Source organism: Commensalibacter sp. Nvir (genome assembly GCF_963921845.1).
In the GTDB taxonomy this organism is placed as follows: Bacteria; Pseudomonadota; Alphaproteobacteria; order Acetobacterales; family Acetobacteraceae; genus Commensalibacter.
On record NZ_CAWUGZ010000121.1, the window covers coordinates 1 to 18,396 of the forward strand.

An 18,396-nucleotide genomic window follows, 5' to 3' on the forward strand; every position below is an offset into this window, starting at 1 on the left:
GTGCCTCAAGGCCCATAACTTGCCCTAGCCGAAAAAGCCTTCTACTGACCGCTTCACTAATTACTGAATCCAAATTATGGGAAAAAAACAAAGTTAGCTTTTTTTTGCCAACTTTTAATTTTGTTCGCAAAAGCAAACTGGGTAAATTCCCAGAAAGTGTGTATGCCAAACGAAAGGCTGTGCCCAAAATAACGGCCTGTTCAAACTGCTTGTGAGTTAATATTTTCTTGGAAGGAGTTAAAAAAGATTCATCAACTCTCGTTTCATAGCGCATAGCCGTTACCAATGCCAAAAAAGCACGAGTAGGATGATCAAAAGCCATGCTGGCTGTACGCAAAATTCGATAGTACGCTTGCTCTTTACGATACGCAGGATGATCATGACACCCTGAATCGGAAATAAGACAAGCATTCCAACGGCATCGTTTGAGCTTTATATCTTCGTTTTTAAACAATGCATCGGTCCATTGCATTAAAGCCAACGGAAATTCTTTAACCCGCCCTAAACGTCCACTAATTTCGAATGCTGCAGCCTCTTGAGGATCTTGCAAACGTGCAGATTCGGAAATAACGTTACGCATATACCATCCTTCTCTTACCCCTTCTGCACAAAAAATTATCTCTATAGGCTTAATTTTCATTAACAATTGACCCAATACCGTAGCGGCATAAGGCAAATCATTAAAACGCTTATGAACAAAAGTCGGAATATTATTCACACTCCCTTTTGACTTCTCAATGGTCCACTCCACCATACGTTTGGCTTCATCAAGAGACAATTTGTAATAATGAACAATAGATAATGGATAAGACGTATATTCAATATACAGTTGTGCCATAGCCCGAAAGGCACCTCCAACAAGATATAAATTTTTCTTTTTAACCGTGCCGAGCCAAGATACTGTTTTTAAATCTTTTGCAACAATGGTTTTTGCATTACTGAGTTTTCTACTAGAACGATCGGTTAATCTTATAACCCCCAGTGGCAACGTTTGTGCTTTAAACTTTTCCTGCCCTGATATTTGCACCAATTCCATTGAACCGCCACCAATATCAGCCACCAACCCCTCGGCTTCGGGAATACTGCATAATACTCCAGCGGCTGCATAATCTGCTTCTTCTTCTCCTGAAAGAACCCGAATTAAAACATTAGGCATCCACTGGTGTAATTTATTGATAAATTCTTCTCCGTCTGTTGCGTCTCTAACCGCTGCAGTAGCCAACACAATAAAAGGTTTGGCCCCCATGGTCGTTGCAATAGCATAAAAACGCTTTAAAACCTCTTCGGCTAACGCGACCCCTTTTGGATTAAGTTTTTTCGTTGTATCCAACCCACTCCCGAGTCTCAATGTAGCTTTTTCATTAAAAATAATAACGGGGTTTCGCTCTCTTCCTTCAAAAACAACTAACCGAACGGAATTGGACCCTAAATCAACAATAGCTGAACGGATTAAGGAATAAGCGCTCATAAAGTATATCCTTGTTTATTAAAAAATAACTAAATATTAAGATCTCTAGATGCTAATGAAGGATTGCTCATAAAATATTCATGAGCGGAAAATGGATGCGTCGACGCCCCCAGACGCTGCCATGTCTTATCGCTTTTTAACTCCCAGGACTGCAAATTATCCTTTAAATTTGCAACCATTAATTGATTTAAAATTTTCTCATGATTTTCTTCCAGTGTTATCGGAATCATTGCCTCTATTCTTCTATCCATATTGCGTTCCATCCAATCTGCAGATGACATGTATACCTTCGCCGATTTAGAAGGTAAAGAATGTCCGTTACCAAAAACAAATACCCTTGCGTGCTCCAAAAATCGACCAACGATGGATTTAACAGTAATATTTTCAGAAAGATTTTCTAGCCCTGGTCTTAAACAACAAATTCCTCTGACGATAATATTGATTTTTACTCCAGACAAGGAAGCTTGATAAAGTTTATCAATCAATTGAGGATCCACTAGAGAGTTAACTTTTATCCATATTGAGCCTGGTTTTCCTGCTTTCACGAAATCAATTTCGTTATTGATCAATTCATTGAGCGTTTTACGAATAGTTAAAGGTGAAAAAGCTATAGAAGACATCTGAGATGGACGTGCATATCCTGTAACATAATTAAACAATTTGGCAGCATCCTGCGTCAATTTCGGGTTACATGTCAAATAGGAAAGATCTGTATAAATTTTTGCAGTAATGGGATGATAATTTCCTGTACCAAAATGTGCATAAGAACGAATAATATTCCCTTCTCTTCGCACCACTAGACTTAATTTTGCGTGGGTTTTCCAATCGGCAAATCCGAATACAACTTGAACACCAACGGCTTCTAAATCCCTTGATAATCTTATGTTTGCCTCCTCGTCAAAACGGGCACGCAGCTCGACAATAGCCGTTACAGATTTTCCATTTTCAGCCGCTTCAACTAAGGCTCGTATAATGGGTGAATTGCTTGACGTGCGGTATAATGTTTGTTTGATGGCTAACACCTGTGGGTCTTGGGCAGCCTGACGCAAAAATTGCACAACCACATCAAAACTTTCGAACGGATGGTAAACCAATAAATCCTTCGATCGCAAGGCAGCAAAACAATCGCCACCACACTCTTTTATTCTGCTAGGAATAAGAGAAGTATAGTAGGGAAACAATAAGTCGGGTCTATTATCAACGATCAGCTGTTTCACGTCGACCAAACCTAGTATTCCTTTGTGTGTGGTAACTTCTTCAGGAGGAACCTCTAAAGCATGTACAATAATGTCTCTTAATTTCGGAGGTAATTGATTATCAATATCTAAATGAATGACCACCCCTCTTCTTCTCCGCTTTAATGCTGTTTCATAAGAACGAACAAGGTCTTCAGCTTCTTCTTCGAATTCTACGTCTGTATCTCTGATTACCCTTAACAACCCATAATTACCAATTTTGTAACCAGGAAAAATCAATGCAACAAAAAGGATAATAATATCTTCTAGCAATACAAAGCGCTGAACATTTGGTTTATTGAATGACACGGGTAATGGTACAAAACGTGGAAGTTGTGAAGGTAACAAAATCATTACATACCGACGTTCTCGATCATCAGTCTGACTGACAAGCCGTAATGCTATGGCCATATTTAAATTAGGAATAAATGGCACAGGATGAGCAGGATCCAGTGCTATAGGAGTTAAAATAGGAAAAATACGTGCCATAAAATAATTCTGCAACCAACTTAGATCCTCACGATTTAAGTTTTTTGACTGACACACAATAATGGATGTTTCGGATAACAATTGTTTTAATTTATTAAAAACACGTTGTTGCTCAATTAAAAGCACCTTTACTCGTTCACGTATGGCCATCAATTGTTGCATGGGTGTTAATCCATCTGGAGAAGAAGTAATTAAACCTTCTCTCACCTGCCCTGCCAACCCTGCAACGCGGACAGAATAAAATTCGTCCAAATTGCTTGCACTAATGGATAAGAATCTTAGTCGTTCTAATAAAGGGTTTCTTGTATTTTCTGCTTCTTCCACCACCCGCTTATTAAAGTCAAGCCAAGAAACCTCTCGATTAATAAAGCGTTCTGGACTGGTTTTAATATCGTGCGGAGCATGAATTTTTTTTTCTCTTGCCCTTGCAAACGAAACTCTTTTTAATTTTACCTCTAAAGAACTTGTAAGGTTATCTTTTTTGTTATGCATCATAAGATTGACTTTGTAAGTTCAACATTAATTTTTACTGTAAAATAAATTATCAACTTTATGAACGATTAAGTGATGATGATTCCCAATTTATTTAATAAAATTCTTCTGTATTCACTGAATAATGCCTTTTAAAATTATTGCTGCTAGGCTTTTAGTAATACCGCTTCCTTTTGAAAGCGCAGCTTCATCCAATAACCTAACAGCTTCACGAATCGTAGATGCCGATCTAGGAAGGTACAAATTTAACCACTCTATAACCGAAGTCGAAACAACAAGTTGTCTTTCTGCAATTAAACGTAAAAGTAAAATTGTTAAGAGTTCATCTTCTGGTTTTTCTATTTCAACAGCAGTCATAGCACGTAAACGACTAGCCAAATCTGGTAAATTAAACTTCCAGCGCGCCGGAGGATACCTTCCTCCCAAAACGATAGGTAACAACAACTCTTTAGCAATATTAAGTAAATGCAACATCTCAAAAGAATTCGTAATAATATCAGCATCATCAATAACAATAGCTTTTGCTTTAAATTTTTCGATAAAATCATACCAATTTAAGGACAAATCACTATCAAAAACGGATCCCGTTAAATAAAGCGCTGACTTTTTTTCCGCCCAAATTTGTAATAAATGTGTTTTTCCTGTACCTGCCTCTCCCCATATAGCCAATCGGTTATCTGGCCAACAAGGATTAACTTTTGAACTTACATCTAACCCTAGCCATACCCTAGCCACAGAATTAGAGGGAGCATTAATAAACTGCGAAGAATGAAATTTAGGAGCATAAACGAAAGGTAAAACTAATTGTCTAGAAGTTTCAAACAATTCTAATTTTTTACTATGTTTCACTATTCTTACTTTGCCCAAAAACATATCTACCGTAAACAATAGAATAAGTTTAATATGACTTAAAACCAACTTAACTTTATAAATACAACCTAACAAGCATATATTATAAGGCTCTACTATAAATGACATCAGAAAAACCTGAACCGTATGAACAAACGAACGCTACTTACCAACAATCTGGGGTTGATATCGCTGCGGGTGATGCATTAATCGAAACAATTAAACCAGAGGTTTCCAAAACTCATCATACAGGAGTTATAGGAAATCTTGGCGGATTTGGTGCACTATTTGATTTAAAAGCTATTGGATACAAAGATCCCCTTTTGGTCTCTGGCACAGATGGCGTCGGGACCAAATTGCTTGTTGCCATCGAAAGCGGCTTTTATGATACCATTGGTTACGATTTAGTCGGTATGTGTGTAAACGATTTAATTGTTCAAGGTGCAAAACCTTTATTCTTTTTAGATTATTTTGCGACTGGAAAACTAGAAATCGAGCAAGCAAAACGCGTTATTTATAGCATTAACGAAGCCTGTAACGTTTGTGGATGTGCCTTAATTGGCGGAGAAACTGCTGAAATGCCAGGCATGTATGCACATGGACATTTCGATTTAGCAGGATTTTCAGTAGGTGCTGTTGAACGTCATATGCTTTTACCAAACAACATTCAAACCGGTCAAAAAATTATCGGGCTTGCGTCAAGTGGCGCTCACTCCAATGGTTATTCTTTAATACGATCCATCGTATCATCGAACAATTATGTATGGGAAGACCGTGCCCCTTTTGATCCAAATCAATCGCTAGGAAAAGCATTATTAACGCCAACTACACTTTACGCAGAACCCGTGCTAAAATTGCATGAAGCAGGATTATTATATGGAGCTGCTCATATCACAGGGGGAGGTCTTGTTGGAAATCTACCAAGAATTTTACCAAAAGGTACTCAAGCAATTATTGATGGTCAAAGTTGGCCTATGCCTTCTTTATTTTCTTGGCTTGCCCAAATAGGGAACATTCATACTAACGAAATGCTCAAGGTCTTTAACTGCGGTATAGGAATGGTTTTAATTGTGTCAGATGTTGCGTCTGTCTACGACACGTTGAAGAATACTGACACCCAAGCCTACGTCATAGGTCACATCGCCGCAAATAACCATGAGAACGCTGAGCCCAAAGTTATATTTAGTGATAATCCTGAGTTTAATTTTTCACCAAATTATGATTAATTTTGGAAAATCTTAAAATGTCTTTAAAAGAACGTATCGCTATTCTTATCAGTGGCCGAGGAAGCAATATGGAAGCTTTGATTAAAGCATCTCAAAAACCGTCTTTCCCTGCCTCTGTTGAGTTAGTAATAAGCAATAACCCTGATGCTTTAGGGCTGGATAGAGCTAGAGAATATGGAATTGCTACACAAGTTATTGATCATCATGATTTTGGCAAAGATAGACAAGCACATGAAAGGCAAATTGATGCTGTATTGCAGGCATACGCAATTTCAACCATATGTCTTGCCGGGTATATGCGTATTTTAACCTCTTTCCTAATCAATCACTGGCCTAATCAAATCCTTAACATACATCCGAGCATTCTCCCTTTATTTCCTGGATTAGATACCCATGCAAAAGCATTGGATGCTGGGATGAAAGTCCACGGATGCACTGTTCATATTGTTAATGAAATCATGGATCAAGGACCTATTTTAGGACAGGCTGTGATACCTATTCTTCCGAATGACACCTCCCTTACGTTGGCCAAGCGTTTGCTTGAACAAGAACATGTTTTGTATCCACGGGTTTTAAAAAGATTTTTACGTGGAGACGAAATTGAAACAACAGCGGACGCTCTAATAAACGGCTAAATAAAGTAACAAAACTTTAAAAAAAACTATACAAATTATAATAAACAATGATCACGCCTGGCAGCCATGAAACCGTGATCATAATTTTTGCCACTGTTTGTAGGCTAAAATTATCTCAATGACGCAATCTTATATAAAAAATATTAAAACTGCATTTATTCTGCTTCAGCTGCCTCCAATTTTTGACAAACGTGTAACCACGATTCTTCTATTTCAACAAGTTTATTTTCGTAGTCGGCAAGATCAATCTGAAGTTGGGTTATATCGGAATGACTCGCCTTTTCATAAAATTGACTGTCAGATAATTTGTCTCTCAAATGTTTGCAATGAGCAATAAGAAAATCCATTTGTTTTTCACATTGTTTCATTTGATGCCTTAACGGCTGAGTTAATCTACGCCTATCTGCTTTTTCTTTTCTTAATTCCTTTAAATTTTTAATTGACGAATTTTGCTTAGGAATAGACGATTGATCTTTTTCCTGCTTAACCAACCCTTGTCTATATTCATAGATATCCCCTTCAAAAGACCTAATTGTTCCTTGACTCACTATCCATAATTGATCAGCAACCAATTCAATTAAACGAGGATCATGGGAAATTAAAATAACGGCTCCTTGAAAAGAAGAAATGGCGTGAATAAGGGATTCTTTAGCATCCAAATCAAGATGATTTGTCGGTTCATCTAATAAAAGAAGGTTTGGACTATGTCGTGTTGCAAGTGCAAGAACTAACCTAGCTTTCTCACCCCCTGATAAAGATTTGACGTTTGTTTCAATACGTTGTGCATCTAACCCAAAGCGAGCAAGTTGACTTCTAACTTCTGTCAAGGTCGCTCGAGGCAAGGCCTCAACCATATGATCGAGAGGGGTTTGATCTATTTTTAAATATTCAAGTTGATGCTGTGCAAAATAACCTACTGATAATTTTTTATGAACATTCATGATTCCAGAAAAAGGTTTTAAACGACTAGCCAAAAGCTTTATAAACGTTGATTTCCCATTTCCATTCATCCCCAATAAAGCAATTCTGTCTTCTGGATCAATACGTAACGACAAGTGATTAAGAATAATGCGTTGGTCATACCCACAACTGACATTATCTAACGTTATTAATGGTGGGGGTAAAACAATCGGTTTAGGAAATTCAAAGTGAACCGATGTATCTTCAATAATCGCTTGTAATGGTGGCAATTTTTTCAACGCTTTAAGACGGGCCTGTGCCTGACGAGCTTTCGTTGCCTTGGCACGAAAACGATCAACAAACGATTGCATCTGAGCCCGTTTTGCAGCTATTCTTTCTGCTTCACGGTTCATCTGTAACGTTTTTTCGTTTTTAATTCTCAAAAATTGTTCATAATTTCCAACGGTTAATGATAATTTTTTTTGATGGAGATGAGCGATGGCATTCACAGAATGATCCAACAAATTACGATCATGGCTAACAATAAGCGCACTGCCACGAAAAGCCTCCAACCAAGATTCTAACCACATGGTTGCTTCTAAATCGAGATGGTTCGTAGGCTCATCAAGTAATAGCAAATCTGGATTCAAAAAAAGGGTTTTCGCTAAAGCTACTCTCATTCTCCAGCCCCCAGAAAATGAAGAGACGCTTTTACTTTGCTCATTATTATTGAATCCTAAACCCGCTAAAATAGCAGAGGCTCTAGCTGGGGCACTGTCCGCTTGAATAGCAATTAGTCGTTCATGAATTTCTTCTAGATGGTAGCCGTCCTGTGTTGATTTTAAGGCTTGTAAAAGCTTGTTTCTTTCTTTATCAGCGGACAATACCGATTCAATCAAGGAACGATTTTCTGAGGTGGTTTCTTGTTCCACATATGCTAATTTCACACGTTTTGGTATATATATTTCACCACTATCAACCGACAATTCCCCAGCAACCGCTGAAAGCAAGGTTGATTTCCCAGCACCGTTGCAACCCACCAATCCTATCTTTTGACCATTTTCAACTGTCAAAGAAGCGTTTTCTAACAAACAACGCCCAAAAACCCTCAACGTTAGATTTTGAATAACTAATGTACTCACACCTTTACTCTTATTCTAAAAAAATATCGACAACTCATGCAAAAACCTTTTTATTAACAGATAACCGTATATAATTTCACAACCTATATTTTAAAAGGTATATTAATCATGACAACCCAAAGGACGTTATCCATTTTAAAGCCAGATGTTACACGTCGTAATCTTACAGGCAAAATCAATAGTTTAATTGAAGACACTGGATTAAAAATTGTTGCACAAAAACGTTTAAAACTTTCTTTGAGTCAGGCACAAGCTTTTTACAGTGTTCACAAAAAACGCTCTTTTTTTAACGATTTAATTAATTTTATGATTAGTGGCCCTATCATCGTTCAAGTATTGGAAGGTGAAAATGCTGTCGCCACGTATAGAGATAAAATGGGGGCTACTGATCCAAAGAAAGCAGCACCTTACACGATAAGAGCTCAATTTGCCGAGTCAATAGAAGCCAATTCAGTACATGGATCAGATTCTCTTAAAAATGCATCCGTTGAAATTCGGTTCTTTTTTTCTGAAATAGAAATAAACGCTTAATTGTTACGCTTATTTTCTTTAGCTTAAAAAAAATCCAATTCTACAAAATTTCCTTGAATTTTGATGATATAAATTAGTACCATACGAACCATCCCTTTTGCAATTTTTGAGTGTTTCAATACTAAGGAATATCAACTCTTTGGTCACGATACTGTTCAACTAACCCGCGTAAAGGTTGAAATTCTTCACTATTACAATTTTTAAAAAAAACGGTATCCTGACCATTTACATTTTTTTCTAAAAAAATTTTATTATTCCAATCTGCCTGATTAAGGCCAAGCCACAAAATGAAAGAAAAAGGTTGAGGACGTTGATTATAAGGTAAATTTTGATAAACTTGTTTGTCTAAGCCCACATTAAAACGTAATTCTGCATCGCCTAGTGAAGGAGGATTAGTGCGTAAAGGTTCCCAACCTGATCCCTGACGCCCAATCCAATTTTTAACAATTATAAGTTCTTGTGATGCAAGCGATCTTGTCTTTTTGGTAAATCCGAAAGTCAATTCGGCATTAACAATGGGAGAGAAGCTTATGGGACTTAGTTTTTGTCGTACCAATAGCCATATTCCTCCAACAACACTGAAACAAAATATCAAAATTAAGGTCAAAAAGAGATTTTGTTTTCTCATTAAATTATTCCTTAATATGCGACACCTCTTGAACAATTTTCATAACCTGTTCATCAGTTAATTCAGGGTGTATCGGCAACGCCAATATACGATCCGCTATAGATTCAGAAATTGGTAATGGTTCTCCTGTGTGAAAATGACTATAAGCCGGTTGCTTGTGCAAAGGAAGCGGATAATAAATAGCCGTTGGAATGCCTTTTTTCTTTAGATGAAACTGGACATTACTCCTTTCCTCTTGGCTTTTCAAAAGTATAGAATAAATTGCCCATGCACTCGAACTATGAGGAACTCTTGCTGGAATTTTAACAAAATGTTTAAGATTTTCATCATATAAACAAGCTATTTGTTCTCTGCGTAACAGTTCATCATCAAAAAACTCTAATTTAGCCAACAATATTGCTGCTTGAAATGTATCCAATCGTCCATTTATACCCGTATGAAGAACCTGATAACGGGTTTTCCCTTCTCCGTGAGACCTTAGCGAGCGATAATGTTCTGCTTTGTCAGGATCATTAGTGAAAATAGCCCCACCATCTCCGTAGCATCCTAAAGGTTTAGAAGGAAAAAAAGAAGTTACCGTAGCATCCGCCTCATTGCCTAGTCGCTTATTACCAATTTTCGCACCAAAAGCTTGAGCACAATCATCAAGCAAATATAAGTTTTCAGTAAAGGCTATCTGCCTTAATGCTTCCCAAGGTGCTGGTTGACCAAAAAGATCAACGCCAATAATAGCTTTAGGATTTAATTTTTTTTCATCTCGAATTGCTTTGATTTTATGTTTGAGATCTGTAGGATCAATTTGAAACGTCTTAGGGTGTATATCCACAAAAACAGGAGTAGCCCCTAATAATAAAGGAACTTCCGCAGTCGCCGTATAAGTAAAAGCAGGTAAAAAAACCGCATCCCCAGGACCAACTTTTTCTGTCATTAAAGCGATCTGTATGGCATCAGTACCAGAAGAAACACCTATACAAAATTTTGATCCAACGTAAGAGGCTAATTTAATTTCTAACTCTTCAACTTCTGGACCTAGAATAAACTGACAATGAGAAGTGACCGCTTCAATACGATCAAACAACAGTTTGCCTAAACGCTTTTGTTGTTTTTTTAAATCTAAAAAAGAAATTGTATGATCCATAATAGACTTTCTTTAAATATTTTATAGAATTAACACTAGTAAAAACTTGCTTTGTGATGAAATTCTGGTACTAATTTTTTTACAATTTTAATTGCTTTATCAATATTATTTTCTAAACAAGCTTTTTCAATTTCGTCAATGTGCGAATTAACAAACTCTAAATTCACTGCTCTTGGCACCGCCATCATCAAACCGTCATGATCAGTAGGCATTGGTGCCTCCGTACCATGAAATAACTCTTCAAAAAGTTTTTCGCCTGGTCTTAACCCTGTATATTGTATCGTAATATCTTCGTCGGGTTTGAGGCCTGCTAAACGTATAAGTTGACGCGCTAAATCGGTAATCTTAACCGGTTCCCCCATATCTAGTACAAATATACCTCCTTCGTTTAACATACGATCGGTCTGTTTTAGATCCCCTCTATAAAGCGTAGCTCTGACGCTGGCTTGTAAAACCAACCCAACCGCTTCGGGTATCGTCATAAAATAACGCTTCATCTCTGGATGCGTGACCGTTAGAGGTCCACCATGACTCAATTGCCTTTGAAAAAGGGGCACAACAGAACCGGTTGACCCTAGAACATTACCGAATCTTACTGTAACACAGTGCAAACCCATATCTTTTTTCGTGCTGATACTGTTTTGTGTAAAACCCATTTCTTGATTGGTAATTGCTGTATCTAAGGCTTGACAAAACATTTCAGCTACTCTTTTGGAAGCGCCCATCAAGCTAGAAGGGTTTACGGCTTTATCCGTTGAAATCATAATTAAAGCCTCAGCTTTAACCCTCAACGCGGCTTTAGCCACTACACGCGTGCCTATTATATTCGTTAAAAATCCTTCATTAGGATTGTGTTCAATCATAGGAACATGTTTCAATGCAGCAGCATGAAAAATAAGTTCAGGACGAAATTGATCAAAAACCGAAAAAATTTTAATTTTGTCCCTAATATTTCCTAATATTAATTGGCTCTTTATTGAATTATGTTCACTAAGCTCAATGCCAATTTTCCACAACGCATATTCACTATGGTCAAGAAGAACAAGAAGCTTAGGTTCAAACCGAGAAATTTGCCTCACAAGTTCAGAACCAATACTACCTCCAGCTCCTGTAACCAAAACCACTTTGCCTTTAATCATTTTTCCCATACCTTCCTGATCTAGAGGTACTTGAGGTCTATTCAGCAATTCTTCTAAAGCAATGGGATGCAATTCTACAGAATCAGCAGGAGAAAGCGTGGTTAAAATAGGTGCTCGTTTGACCTGAATTTTTTTTTCTTCTGCAATTGATATTAAATGTCTTAATTGCGGCCCCCTATAATCCCCTCCCGTTATAAGCAATATACTAGGTATTTGTTTTTTTATTTCTAACGTTTCTAAAATAGTCGATAACTCTTTAGCATGGCCTAAAATTGGAGTATTGTGAATGCGGTGGCCTTTACCATTTTCGTTAGAAGAAATTAAACCTATTATTTTATAAAAATTCTTAGTATCTCTTTTTAATGCTCTGATAAACAAATCAATATTCGTCTCATCACCCAATAACAAAATATTTTGCTTATGCTTGGAACCAAGCATTATGTTATCGGACATGATTAAGCGATACATTAATCGGCCACCTCCCATAAGAATGATTAGAACTAAGACGTAAACGATAGGAAAAGTTTTTGATGGAAGAGGATATCCAGATAAATATAATAAAGTCGTAAAAATAAAAGAGCTTACAATAGCAGCAGCGGCGATGTTTAATAAATCAGCTACCCCTGAGAAACGCCAATATTGCTGAGATATGTGGAAAGGGAGCCCACTAATTAATAAAGCTAGCACTCCACTGGTTAAAAACCAAAGTGGATGCAATAAACCTTCTTGAGGAACACATAACCATCTTGCTAGTGGAGCAGCGAGCGCAGCCAACATACCATCAAGAAAAAGATTAACAACAACACGATTAACGGGCTTTGTATATTTATGGTTGGGGGTCGAACTAGAATATTGCAATATTAATCTTCCATCGTTATAGCCTAATAATTCATTCAATTTTTTTAGGGAAAAAATGGTTAATCTATTTCCTCATTTAATATTTTTTTTCTGGTTGGTCACGACCACTGCATTGTCTGCTTTTTTAGTTAAAACGGTATCGCTTATAGGCGTTATGGATCATCCTGTTGAAAGGAGCTCTCACCATGTACCTATTCCTAAAGGAGGTGGCATAGGAATTATTACGGCGTTTACCATCGGCACTCTAGTCATTTTTCCTTTGTTAAACTATTCTTACCCCTTATCCATTTTAGCTTTATTAATAGCGACTGTGATTATGTCCGTGGTTTCTTGGTTTGACGATGTAAAACAATGGCCAGCTTTTATCAAGCTATTAACGCAATTTATCGCATCCTTTATCCTCTTTCTATGTATTCCATCACGAGTTTTACTTCAACATTCTAACACTTTGCTGATAATTTTTTTATTTTTGTGGCCTATTTACCTGATGAACGCATTAAATTTTATGGATGGTTTAAATGGCCTTGCATCAGGAGTTGCCGCGTTAACATGTATTTTCTTTTCTTTCAGCAGCACACAAATAGATTTTAATTTCATCGCTTTAGCTTTATTTTGTGGTCTTATGGGATTTATGCCTTACAATTTCCCGAAAGCAAAAATCTTTATGAGCGATGTTGGGAGCCAATCTTGTGGTCTGATATTAGCAAGTTTAGCTTTATCTCCGTTGAATCAGATGACCACCTTTTCTGTTTCCAATGTACCACCATCAACCCTACTCGTATTTTGTTTACTTTTTGGAATATTATACGATGCAACCTTTACTCTTTGTAGGCGCTTTATAAATAAAGATTCCTTGTTAAAAGCCCACCGCAGTCATCTTTATCAAATAGCGCGTCGTTCTAGTCTGCCTGCTAGTTTAATTACCCTATTGCATTGGTTTTTTTGTATATGGGGTGGAATACTCGCTTTAAATATTCCGCATCAATCAATATTGGATTTAGCAATTCTTTTTCTTGGACTGTTAACCCCACAAATTTTATGGACATTTTATGTCGTTAACAGAATGAAAAATTCTAATATAAAAAAATGGTAAAATATGAATTTATTTACCATTTTCTACTAAAAATTTATTTTCGAATTTTTTCTAGTTGTTTTTCGTTTAAATCTTTTGTTGTGTAACCTGTAGCGGTATTTCCATTACTTCCCTTATTCCAATGAGCATTATCTTTTTCATTTGAATTTTTAAAACTAATGGTGAAACCACCTGGCGCACCTGCTAGGCGGCCCCCAATGGTTTTAGTATCTATGGAAATAGTAACATTTTTAGAATTTTTTAAATTAGCTGCGCCTACACCTACACCAGCAGTGGCTTCACCCGAAGCAGCGGCATATTCTCCTTCAAAATCATATAGATTTCTAAGATTATAAACATTTCCTGTTGCTTGAGATTTCGAAAAACCAAGGGCAACAATGTTACCTCCTTTAATCGTGAAAGGATAGCTTCTCCCATGGTATTTTAAAACACCATCTCCCCATGTAAAACCGACGCCCACATCGGCAGAATGAAAGGTCATATAAATTTTTGCGGAAGGTTTATTAGAAACGTCTGCAGGATGCCGATTAGATGCTTGATTGTCCATCGCATAAATATTATTACCAAAAACCAGCGATGTGCTCACCAAAGTCGCTGCCAGTAACAAATTTGTTTTACTCATTATTTCTTCCTTTAATGACTATAACTGTCATAATAGTAGCATCTATATTCTAAATAACAAGAATATATTCACGTTCAGAACATAGATGGGTTTTAAAGGAAGCCTTGAGTTAAGCTTTAATTATCTTGCTGAATGATTTCTTTTGAAGCTTTTAACATGATTGATTGTATATTGGAAAGATGGTCATTGCCGATGTCGCTACGTTGAACTAGGACAGACCTTCTATCCATTGGATCAATTTTTCTTGATAGCATACCTAATTCTTCTAGACGATCTAGAGCGCGAGTGATGGCTGGCTTTGAAACTTTTAACGTAGCGGCTAAACCACGAACGGTTTGTACTGTTTCATTTAAATAACATATTAAAAAAACTGCTAATTGGCGTGCTGACAAGTCAGGAGTTTCTTGCCGCACCAAAGCTGTAATCGTATCTTTCAAAACATTAATATACTTTCCAGCATTTGTTTCATCTACCATTTTATTCACCATTTTTATCAAAACTATTTCAAGATTATTTTAATTAATAAACAATTATTATATTCAACAAATGAGTATTTACGATAAAAATATCAAGCTCACCTATAAAATTATATTGCTTCTTTCATAACTTTTCTAGCAAACTAATGCCAAGACAAAAAAAATGCAATTAAAAAGTTATAATAATATAAACGTAACATTACCGCTTATATATTAACAGATGAAGATAAATTTCATTGATGCTCATTAATATACATTCGGTCTCTTTTTTGTCCTCTTGGTGATAAAATCTTTATGTAGTATTTTACTCATTATTCATCGCTTTAAGAATAAGTATTCTCCAGTTTTGTTTAATAGATTTGGGTACAAGTACATAAGTACAACTAATAAAACAAAACCACGAAAAGCCAATATAAAGAGCAATCCTTGTACTGGACTGTAACGTTAAGGTAAGAACAGTAGCACCTAAAAAAAGAATACATATCCAGCATGACAACATTCCCCCGGGCAATTTGAAAGCAGATTGTATATGCCTATGGTGATATTTTTTTCGATATTTTATATAAGACAACATAATCAAAAACCAGGTAAATAAACATATAGTAGTGGCCACTGAAGCAACAAGAATAAATACATCAACAATATTTTTATTACCAATGATGAGTAAAATTACAGAAGAGAGCAAGCAAAGACAAGAAAACCTTAATCCGTTTATAGGAACCGAAGAATTCGATAATTTAGTAAAAAATCTAGGCGCTTTTTTTAACAAGGCCAAACCATATAACATGCGACTGGTCGAAAACATGCCACTATTGGTCGAAGAAGCGGCTGAAGTCATTACTACAATATAGACTAAAGCTGCGGCTGAAGGTAAACCAGCAAACAAGAAAAGAACGATAAATGGACTTTGATTCGGATCAATACTATGCCAAGGAATCACTGATAAAATCACCATAACGGAAAGCACATAAAACATCAAAATACGCAACGGTATGTTATTGATTGCTTTAGGCAAATTTTTATGAGGATCTTTGGATTCAGCAGCAACCGTCCCAACAAGTTCAACTCCAATAAATGCAAATGTTGCACTTTGAAATCCAGCCAAGAACCCCTGAAAACCGTTTGGAAATAATTCTCCATTATTAAATATATTTTTTAACGACGAAACTTCACCCGAGGGAGATCTAAACGAAATAACAATGAATATACAACCAACAATAACCAGCACACAAATCGCTAAAACTTTGATAACAGCGAACCAAAACTCCATTTCTCCAAATAATTTTACCGTGAGTCGATTGAGCATATAAAATAAAGCGATACATACCAACGCGGGTATCCAACTGGGCAAGCTGGGGAAAAACATTTTTGTATAACCTGAAATTGCGATAAGATCAGCAATACCAATGACAACCCAACATAACCAATAGGACCAGCCCAGCACATAGCCAGCAAATGGACCCAACAATTCACTTACAAAATCAAGAAAAGATTTATATCTTAAATTCGAAAGCAAAATTTCGCCTAACGCTCGCATTACTAAAAAAACTATGCTACCAATTAAAAAATAAATCAAAATAATGGACGGACCAGCCAAATGAATAGTACTACCTGCTCCTAAAAATAACCCAGTTCCAATGCAACCTCCAATGGCAATAAGTTGAATATGACGGTTACTCAAATTCCTTTTTAAAGAACCGTTATAATTTTGATCCATATAACCCCTTAACTGCTAAAACTATGTTTAATTTGTTTTACTTTTTTATCAAAGTATAAAGACTCTTTATCTATACCCTAAGCACTTCGATGATTTTAAGTTATTTGGCTCATAACTGTTAATTACACAATAAAAATCTATAATCTTTTTATGTTTTCTTTATCGAAACAAAATCATTCCTGACAGTTTATATCAATGAATCATAAACGCGTTCGGGCTCTTTTAGGGCCAACCAATACAGGAAAAACCCATTACGCTCTAGAGCGTATGCTAGCTTACCCCTCAGGTATCATTGGATTTCCGTTACGATTGCTCGCTAAGGAAAATTATGTTCGAATGAGTCAAAGAAAGGGTTGCGAACATATAGCACTCATCACAGGCGAAGAAAAAATTATCCCCCCTAAAGCCAAATGGTATTCCTGCACTGTAGAAGCCATGCCAACCCATATTCCAGTAGATTTTATTGCGATAGATGAAATCCAACTCTGCGCCGATCCCCATCGAGGTCATATTTTTACGCATAGGCTATTGCATCGTCGTGGGAACGAAGAAACATTGTTTTTAGGGGCCGAAACCATTGGACCCATACTAAAACGACTTATATCGGGCATCGAAATTGAAACCAGGCCTAGATTATCTTCGTTGCTCTTTAGTGGTTATAACAAACTAACCAAGCTCCCACCACGCAGCGCCGTAATTGCATTTTCAGCTAACGAGGTCTACGCGTTAGCTGAACTCATTAAACGACAGCATGGCGGATGTGCCATTATAATGGGCAGATTATCGCCCAAAACACGTAATGCCCAAATGCAGTTGTATCAAAATAAAGAGGTTAACTATTTGGTAGCAACCGATGCCGTTGGTATGGGGTTAAACATGGACGTTAACCATATTGCTTTTGCCAACCTTGCTAAATTTGATGGTTATCACTATCGCAATTTAAATTCTTCAGAAGCGGCACAAATTGCAGGCAGAGCAGGAAGAGGTTTTAAAAATGGTTTTTTCGGAACAACTGGAAATTGTACCACTTTCAGCACACAGATAATTCAAGACATTGAAACACACCAATTCAACTCCTTAAAACAACTTTTTTGGCGTAATCATCTTCTAGATTTTACCAGCCCCGCCCAACTTTTCAATTCTCTTACTCAAAAACCTTTACCTACATATCTTAAAGCAGGAGCCCCTGCTTCCGATTTACAATGTTTAATTTATTTAATTCAAGATCCAGAAATTATACAATTATGCAATAGTTCACAAAAAACAAAATTATTGTGGGAAAATTGCCAAATACCTGATTTTAAAAAAATAGGTTTAGAACAACACGCTAAAATCTGTAAAAAAACGTTTCTTTTTCTGCTTCAATACGGCTGTATACCTGAACCTTGGTTTCAACATCATATGCATCACCTTAATTGTGATCAAGGTGATATTGATACTTTAATGCAACGTTTATCAGGGATACGTATTTGCTCGTACATCGCTACAAAAAATAATTGGCTGAAAAATGCCATCTATTGGCAAAAACAAACAAAAGAAGTTGAAAATAATTTATCGGACGCCTTACATGAACAATTGATGAACCGTTTTATCAATCAACGTGTCACAATGCTTTTCAAAAATTTAAAAAACCACAATAAGTCTGAATTATATACTTTTTTCAGCCAATCTGGAGATATTTTTATTGAGGGGCATCTCATAGGAAAAGTAACAGGTTTTACATTTAAAATTTTTAAACATTACCCAGAAGATGAGAAG

General features: G+C 36.5%; 15 protein-coding genes. 5 read left to right on the plus strand and 10 right to left on the minus strand.

Translation table 11 applies throughout. The features are described from left to right. The 3 genes from AABE15_RS07505 to AABE15_RS07515 all read right to left on the minus strand — a co-directional run. The coding region (locus tag AABE15_RS07505; RefSeq protein ID WP_338330672.1) for a Ppx/GppA family phosphatase at positions 1-1,468 on the minus strand (1,468 nt) is incomplete at its 3' end. 29 nt (positions 1,469-1,497) lie between these two features. Further along, positions 1,498-3,687, minus strand: coding sequence for an RNA degradosome polyphosphate kinase (locus AABE15_RS07510; RefSeq protein WP_338330673.1), 2,190 nt, complete (start codon positions 3,685-3,687; stop codon positions 1,498-1,500). Positions 3,688-3,798: 111 nt separating this feature from the next. Continuing rightward, on the minus strand, positions 3,799-4,662 hold the full coding sequence (locus AABE15_RS07515) for a DnaA ATPase domain-containing protein (RefSeq protein ID WP_338330674.1): 864 nt from the start codon (positions 4,660-4,662) through the stop codon (positions 3,799-3,801). Here AABE15_RS07515 and purM point away from each other — a divergent pair. Beyond that, the gene (gene purM / locus AABE15_RS07520) at positions 4,656-5,759 is read left to right on the plus strand and encodes a phosphoribosylformylglycinamidine cyclo-ligase (protein ID WP_338330675.1); all 1,104 of its coding nucleotides are present in this window, start codon (positions 4,656-4,658) and stop codon (positions 5,757-5,759) included. The genes AABE15_RS07515 and purM overlap by 7 nt on opposite strands. A 17-nt stretch (positions 5,760-5,776) precedes the next feature. Beyond that, entirely contained in the window at positions 5,777-6,394 is a 618-nt protein-coding gene (purN, locus tag AABE15_RS07525; RefSeq protein ID WP_338330676.1) for a phosphoribosylglycinamide formyltransferase, read from the plus strand. 155 nt (positions 6,395-6,549) lie between these two features. On the opposite strand, the gene AABE15_RS07530 is transcribed toward purN, so the two are convergent. After that, positions 6,550-8,436, minus strand: a complete 1,887-nt coding sequence (locus AABE15_RS07530; RefSeq protein WP_338330677.1) for an ATP-binding cassette domain-containing protein — start codon at positions 8,434-8,436, stop codon at positions 6,550-6,552. A gap of 108 nt (positions 8,437-8,544) precedes the next feature. Here AABE15_RS07530 and ndk point away from each other — a divergent pair, with 108 nt between their 5' ends. Beyond that, positions 8,545-8,967: a nucleoside-diphosphate kinase gene (gene ndk, locus AABE15_RS07535; RefSeq protein ID WP_338330678.1), complete on the plus strand. Its 423-nt coding sequence runs from the start codon at positions 8,545-8,547 to the stop codon at positions 8,965-8,967. Positions 8,968-9,088: 121 nt separating this feature from the next. On the opposite strand, the gene AABE15_RS07540 is transcribed toward ndk, so the two are convergent. Genes AABE15_RS07540 through AABE15_RS07550 form a run of 3 tightly spaced genes read right to left on the minus strand, consistent with a single transcriptional unit; the run spans position 9,089 to position 12,649 of the window. After that, positions 9,089-9,595: a hypothetical protein gene (locus AABE15_RS07540; RefSeq protein ID WP_338330679.1), complete on the minus strand. Its 507-nt coding sequence runs from the start codon at positions 9,593-9,595 to the stop codon at positions 9,089-9,091. Between the two features lie 4 nt (positions 9,596-9,599). Beyond that, positions 9,600-10,733 carry a DegT/DnrJ/EryC1/StrS family aminotransferase gene (locus AABE15_RS07545; protein ID WP_338330680.1) on the minus strand — a complete coding sequence of 378 codons (1,134 nt, stop codon included), beginning with the start codon at positions 10,731-10,733 and terminating at the stop codon, positions 9,600-9,602. A gap of 35 nt (positions 10,734-10,768) precedes the next feature. Next, the gene (locus tag AABE15_RS07550; protein WP_408870266.1) at positions 10,769-12,649 is read right to left on the minus strand and encodes a polysaccharide biosynthesis protein; all 1,881 of its coding nucleotides are present in this window, start codon (positions 12,647-12,649) and stop codon (positions 10,769-10,771) included. A 136-nt stretch (positions 12,650-12,785) separates the two neighbouring features. Between AABE15_RS07550 and AABE15_RS07555 the strand changes: the two genes are divergently transcribed. Then, positions 12,786-13,823 carry a UDP-phosphate alpha N-acetylglucosaminyltransferase gene (locus AABE15_RS07555; protein ID WP_338330682.1) on the plus strand — a complete coding sequence of 346 codons (1,038 nt, stop codon included), beginning with the start codon at positions 12,786-12,788 and terminating at the stop codon, positions 13,821-13,823. A gap of 34 nt (positions 13,824-13,857) precedes the next feature. Here AABE15_RS07555 and AABE15_RS07560 read toward each other — a convergent pair whose 3' ends face one another. The 3 genes from AABE15_RS07560 to AABE15_RS07570 form a co-directional block, all read right to left on the minus strand. After that, the gene (locus AABE15_RS07560; protein ID WP_338330683.1) at positions 13,858-14,445 is read right to left on the minus strand and encodes a hypothetical protein; all 588 of its coding nucleotides are present in this window, start codon (positions 14,443-14,445) and stop codon (positions 13,858-13,860) included. Positions 14,446-14,561: 116 nt separating this feature from the next. Further along, positions 14,562-14,921, minus strand: coding sequence for a MarR family transcriptional regulator (locus AABE15_RS07565; protein ID WP_338330684.1), 360 nt, complete (start codon positions 14,919-14,921; stop codon positions 14,562-14,564). A 304-nt stretch (positions 14,922-15,225) separates the two neighbouring features. Further along, the gene (locus AABE15_RS07570) at positions 15,226-16,638 is read right to left on the minus strand and encodes an amino acid permease (protein ID WP_338330685.1); all 1,413 of its coding nucleotides are present in this window, start codon (positions 16,636-16,638) and stop codon (positions 15,226-15,228) included. Between the two features lie 195 nt (positions 16,639-16,833). Between AABE15_RS07570 and AABE15_RS07575 the strand changes: the two genes are divergently transcribed. Next, positions 16,834-18,396, plus strand: a 1,563-nt coding sequence (locus tag AABE15_RS07575) for a helicase-related protein (RefSeq protein ID WP_338330686.1), incomplete at its 3' end; no start/stop codon positions are given.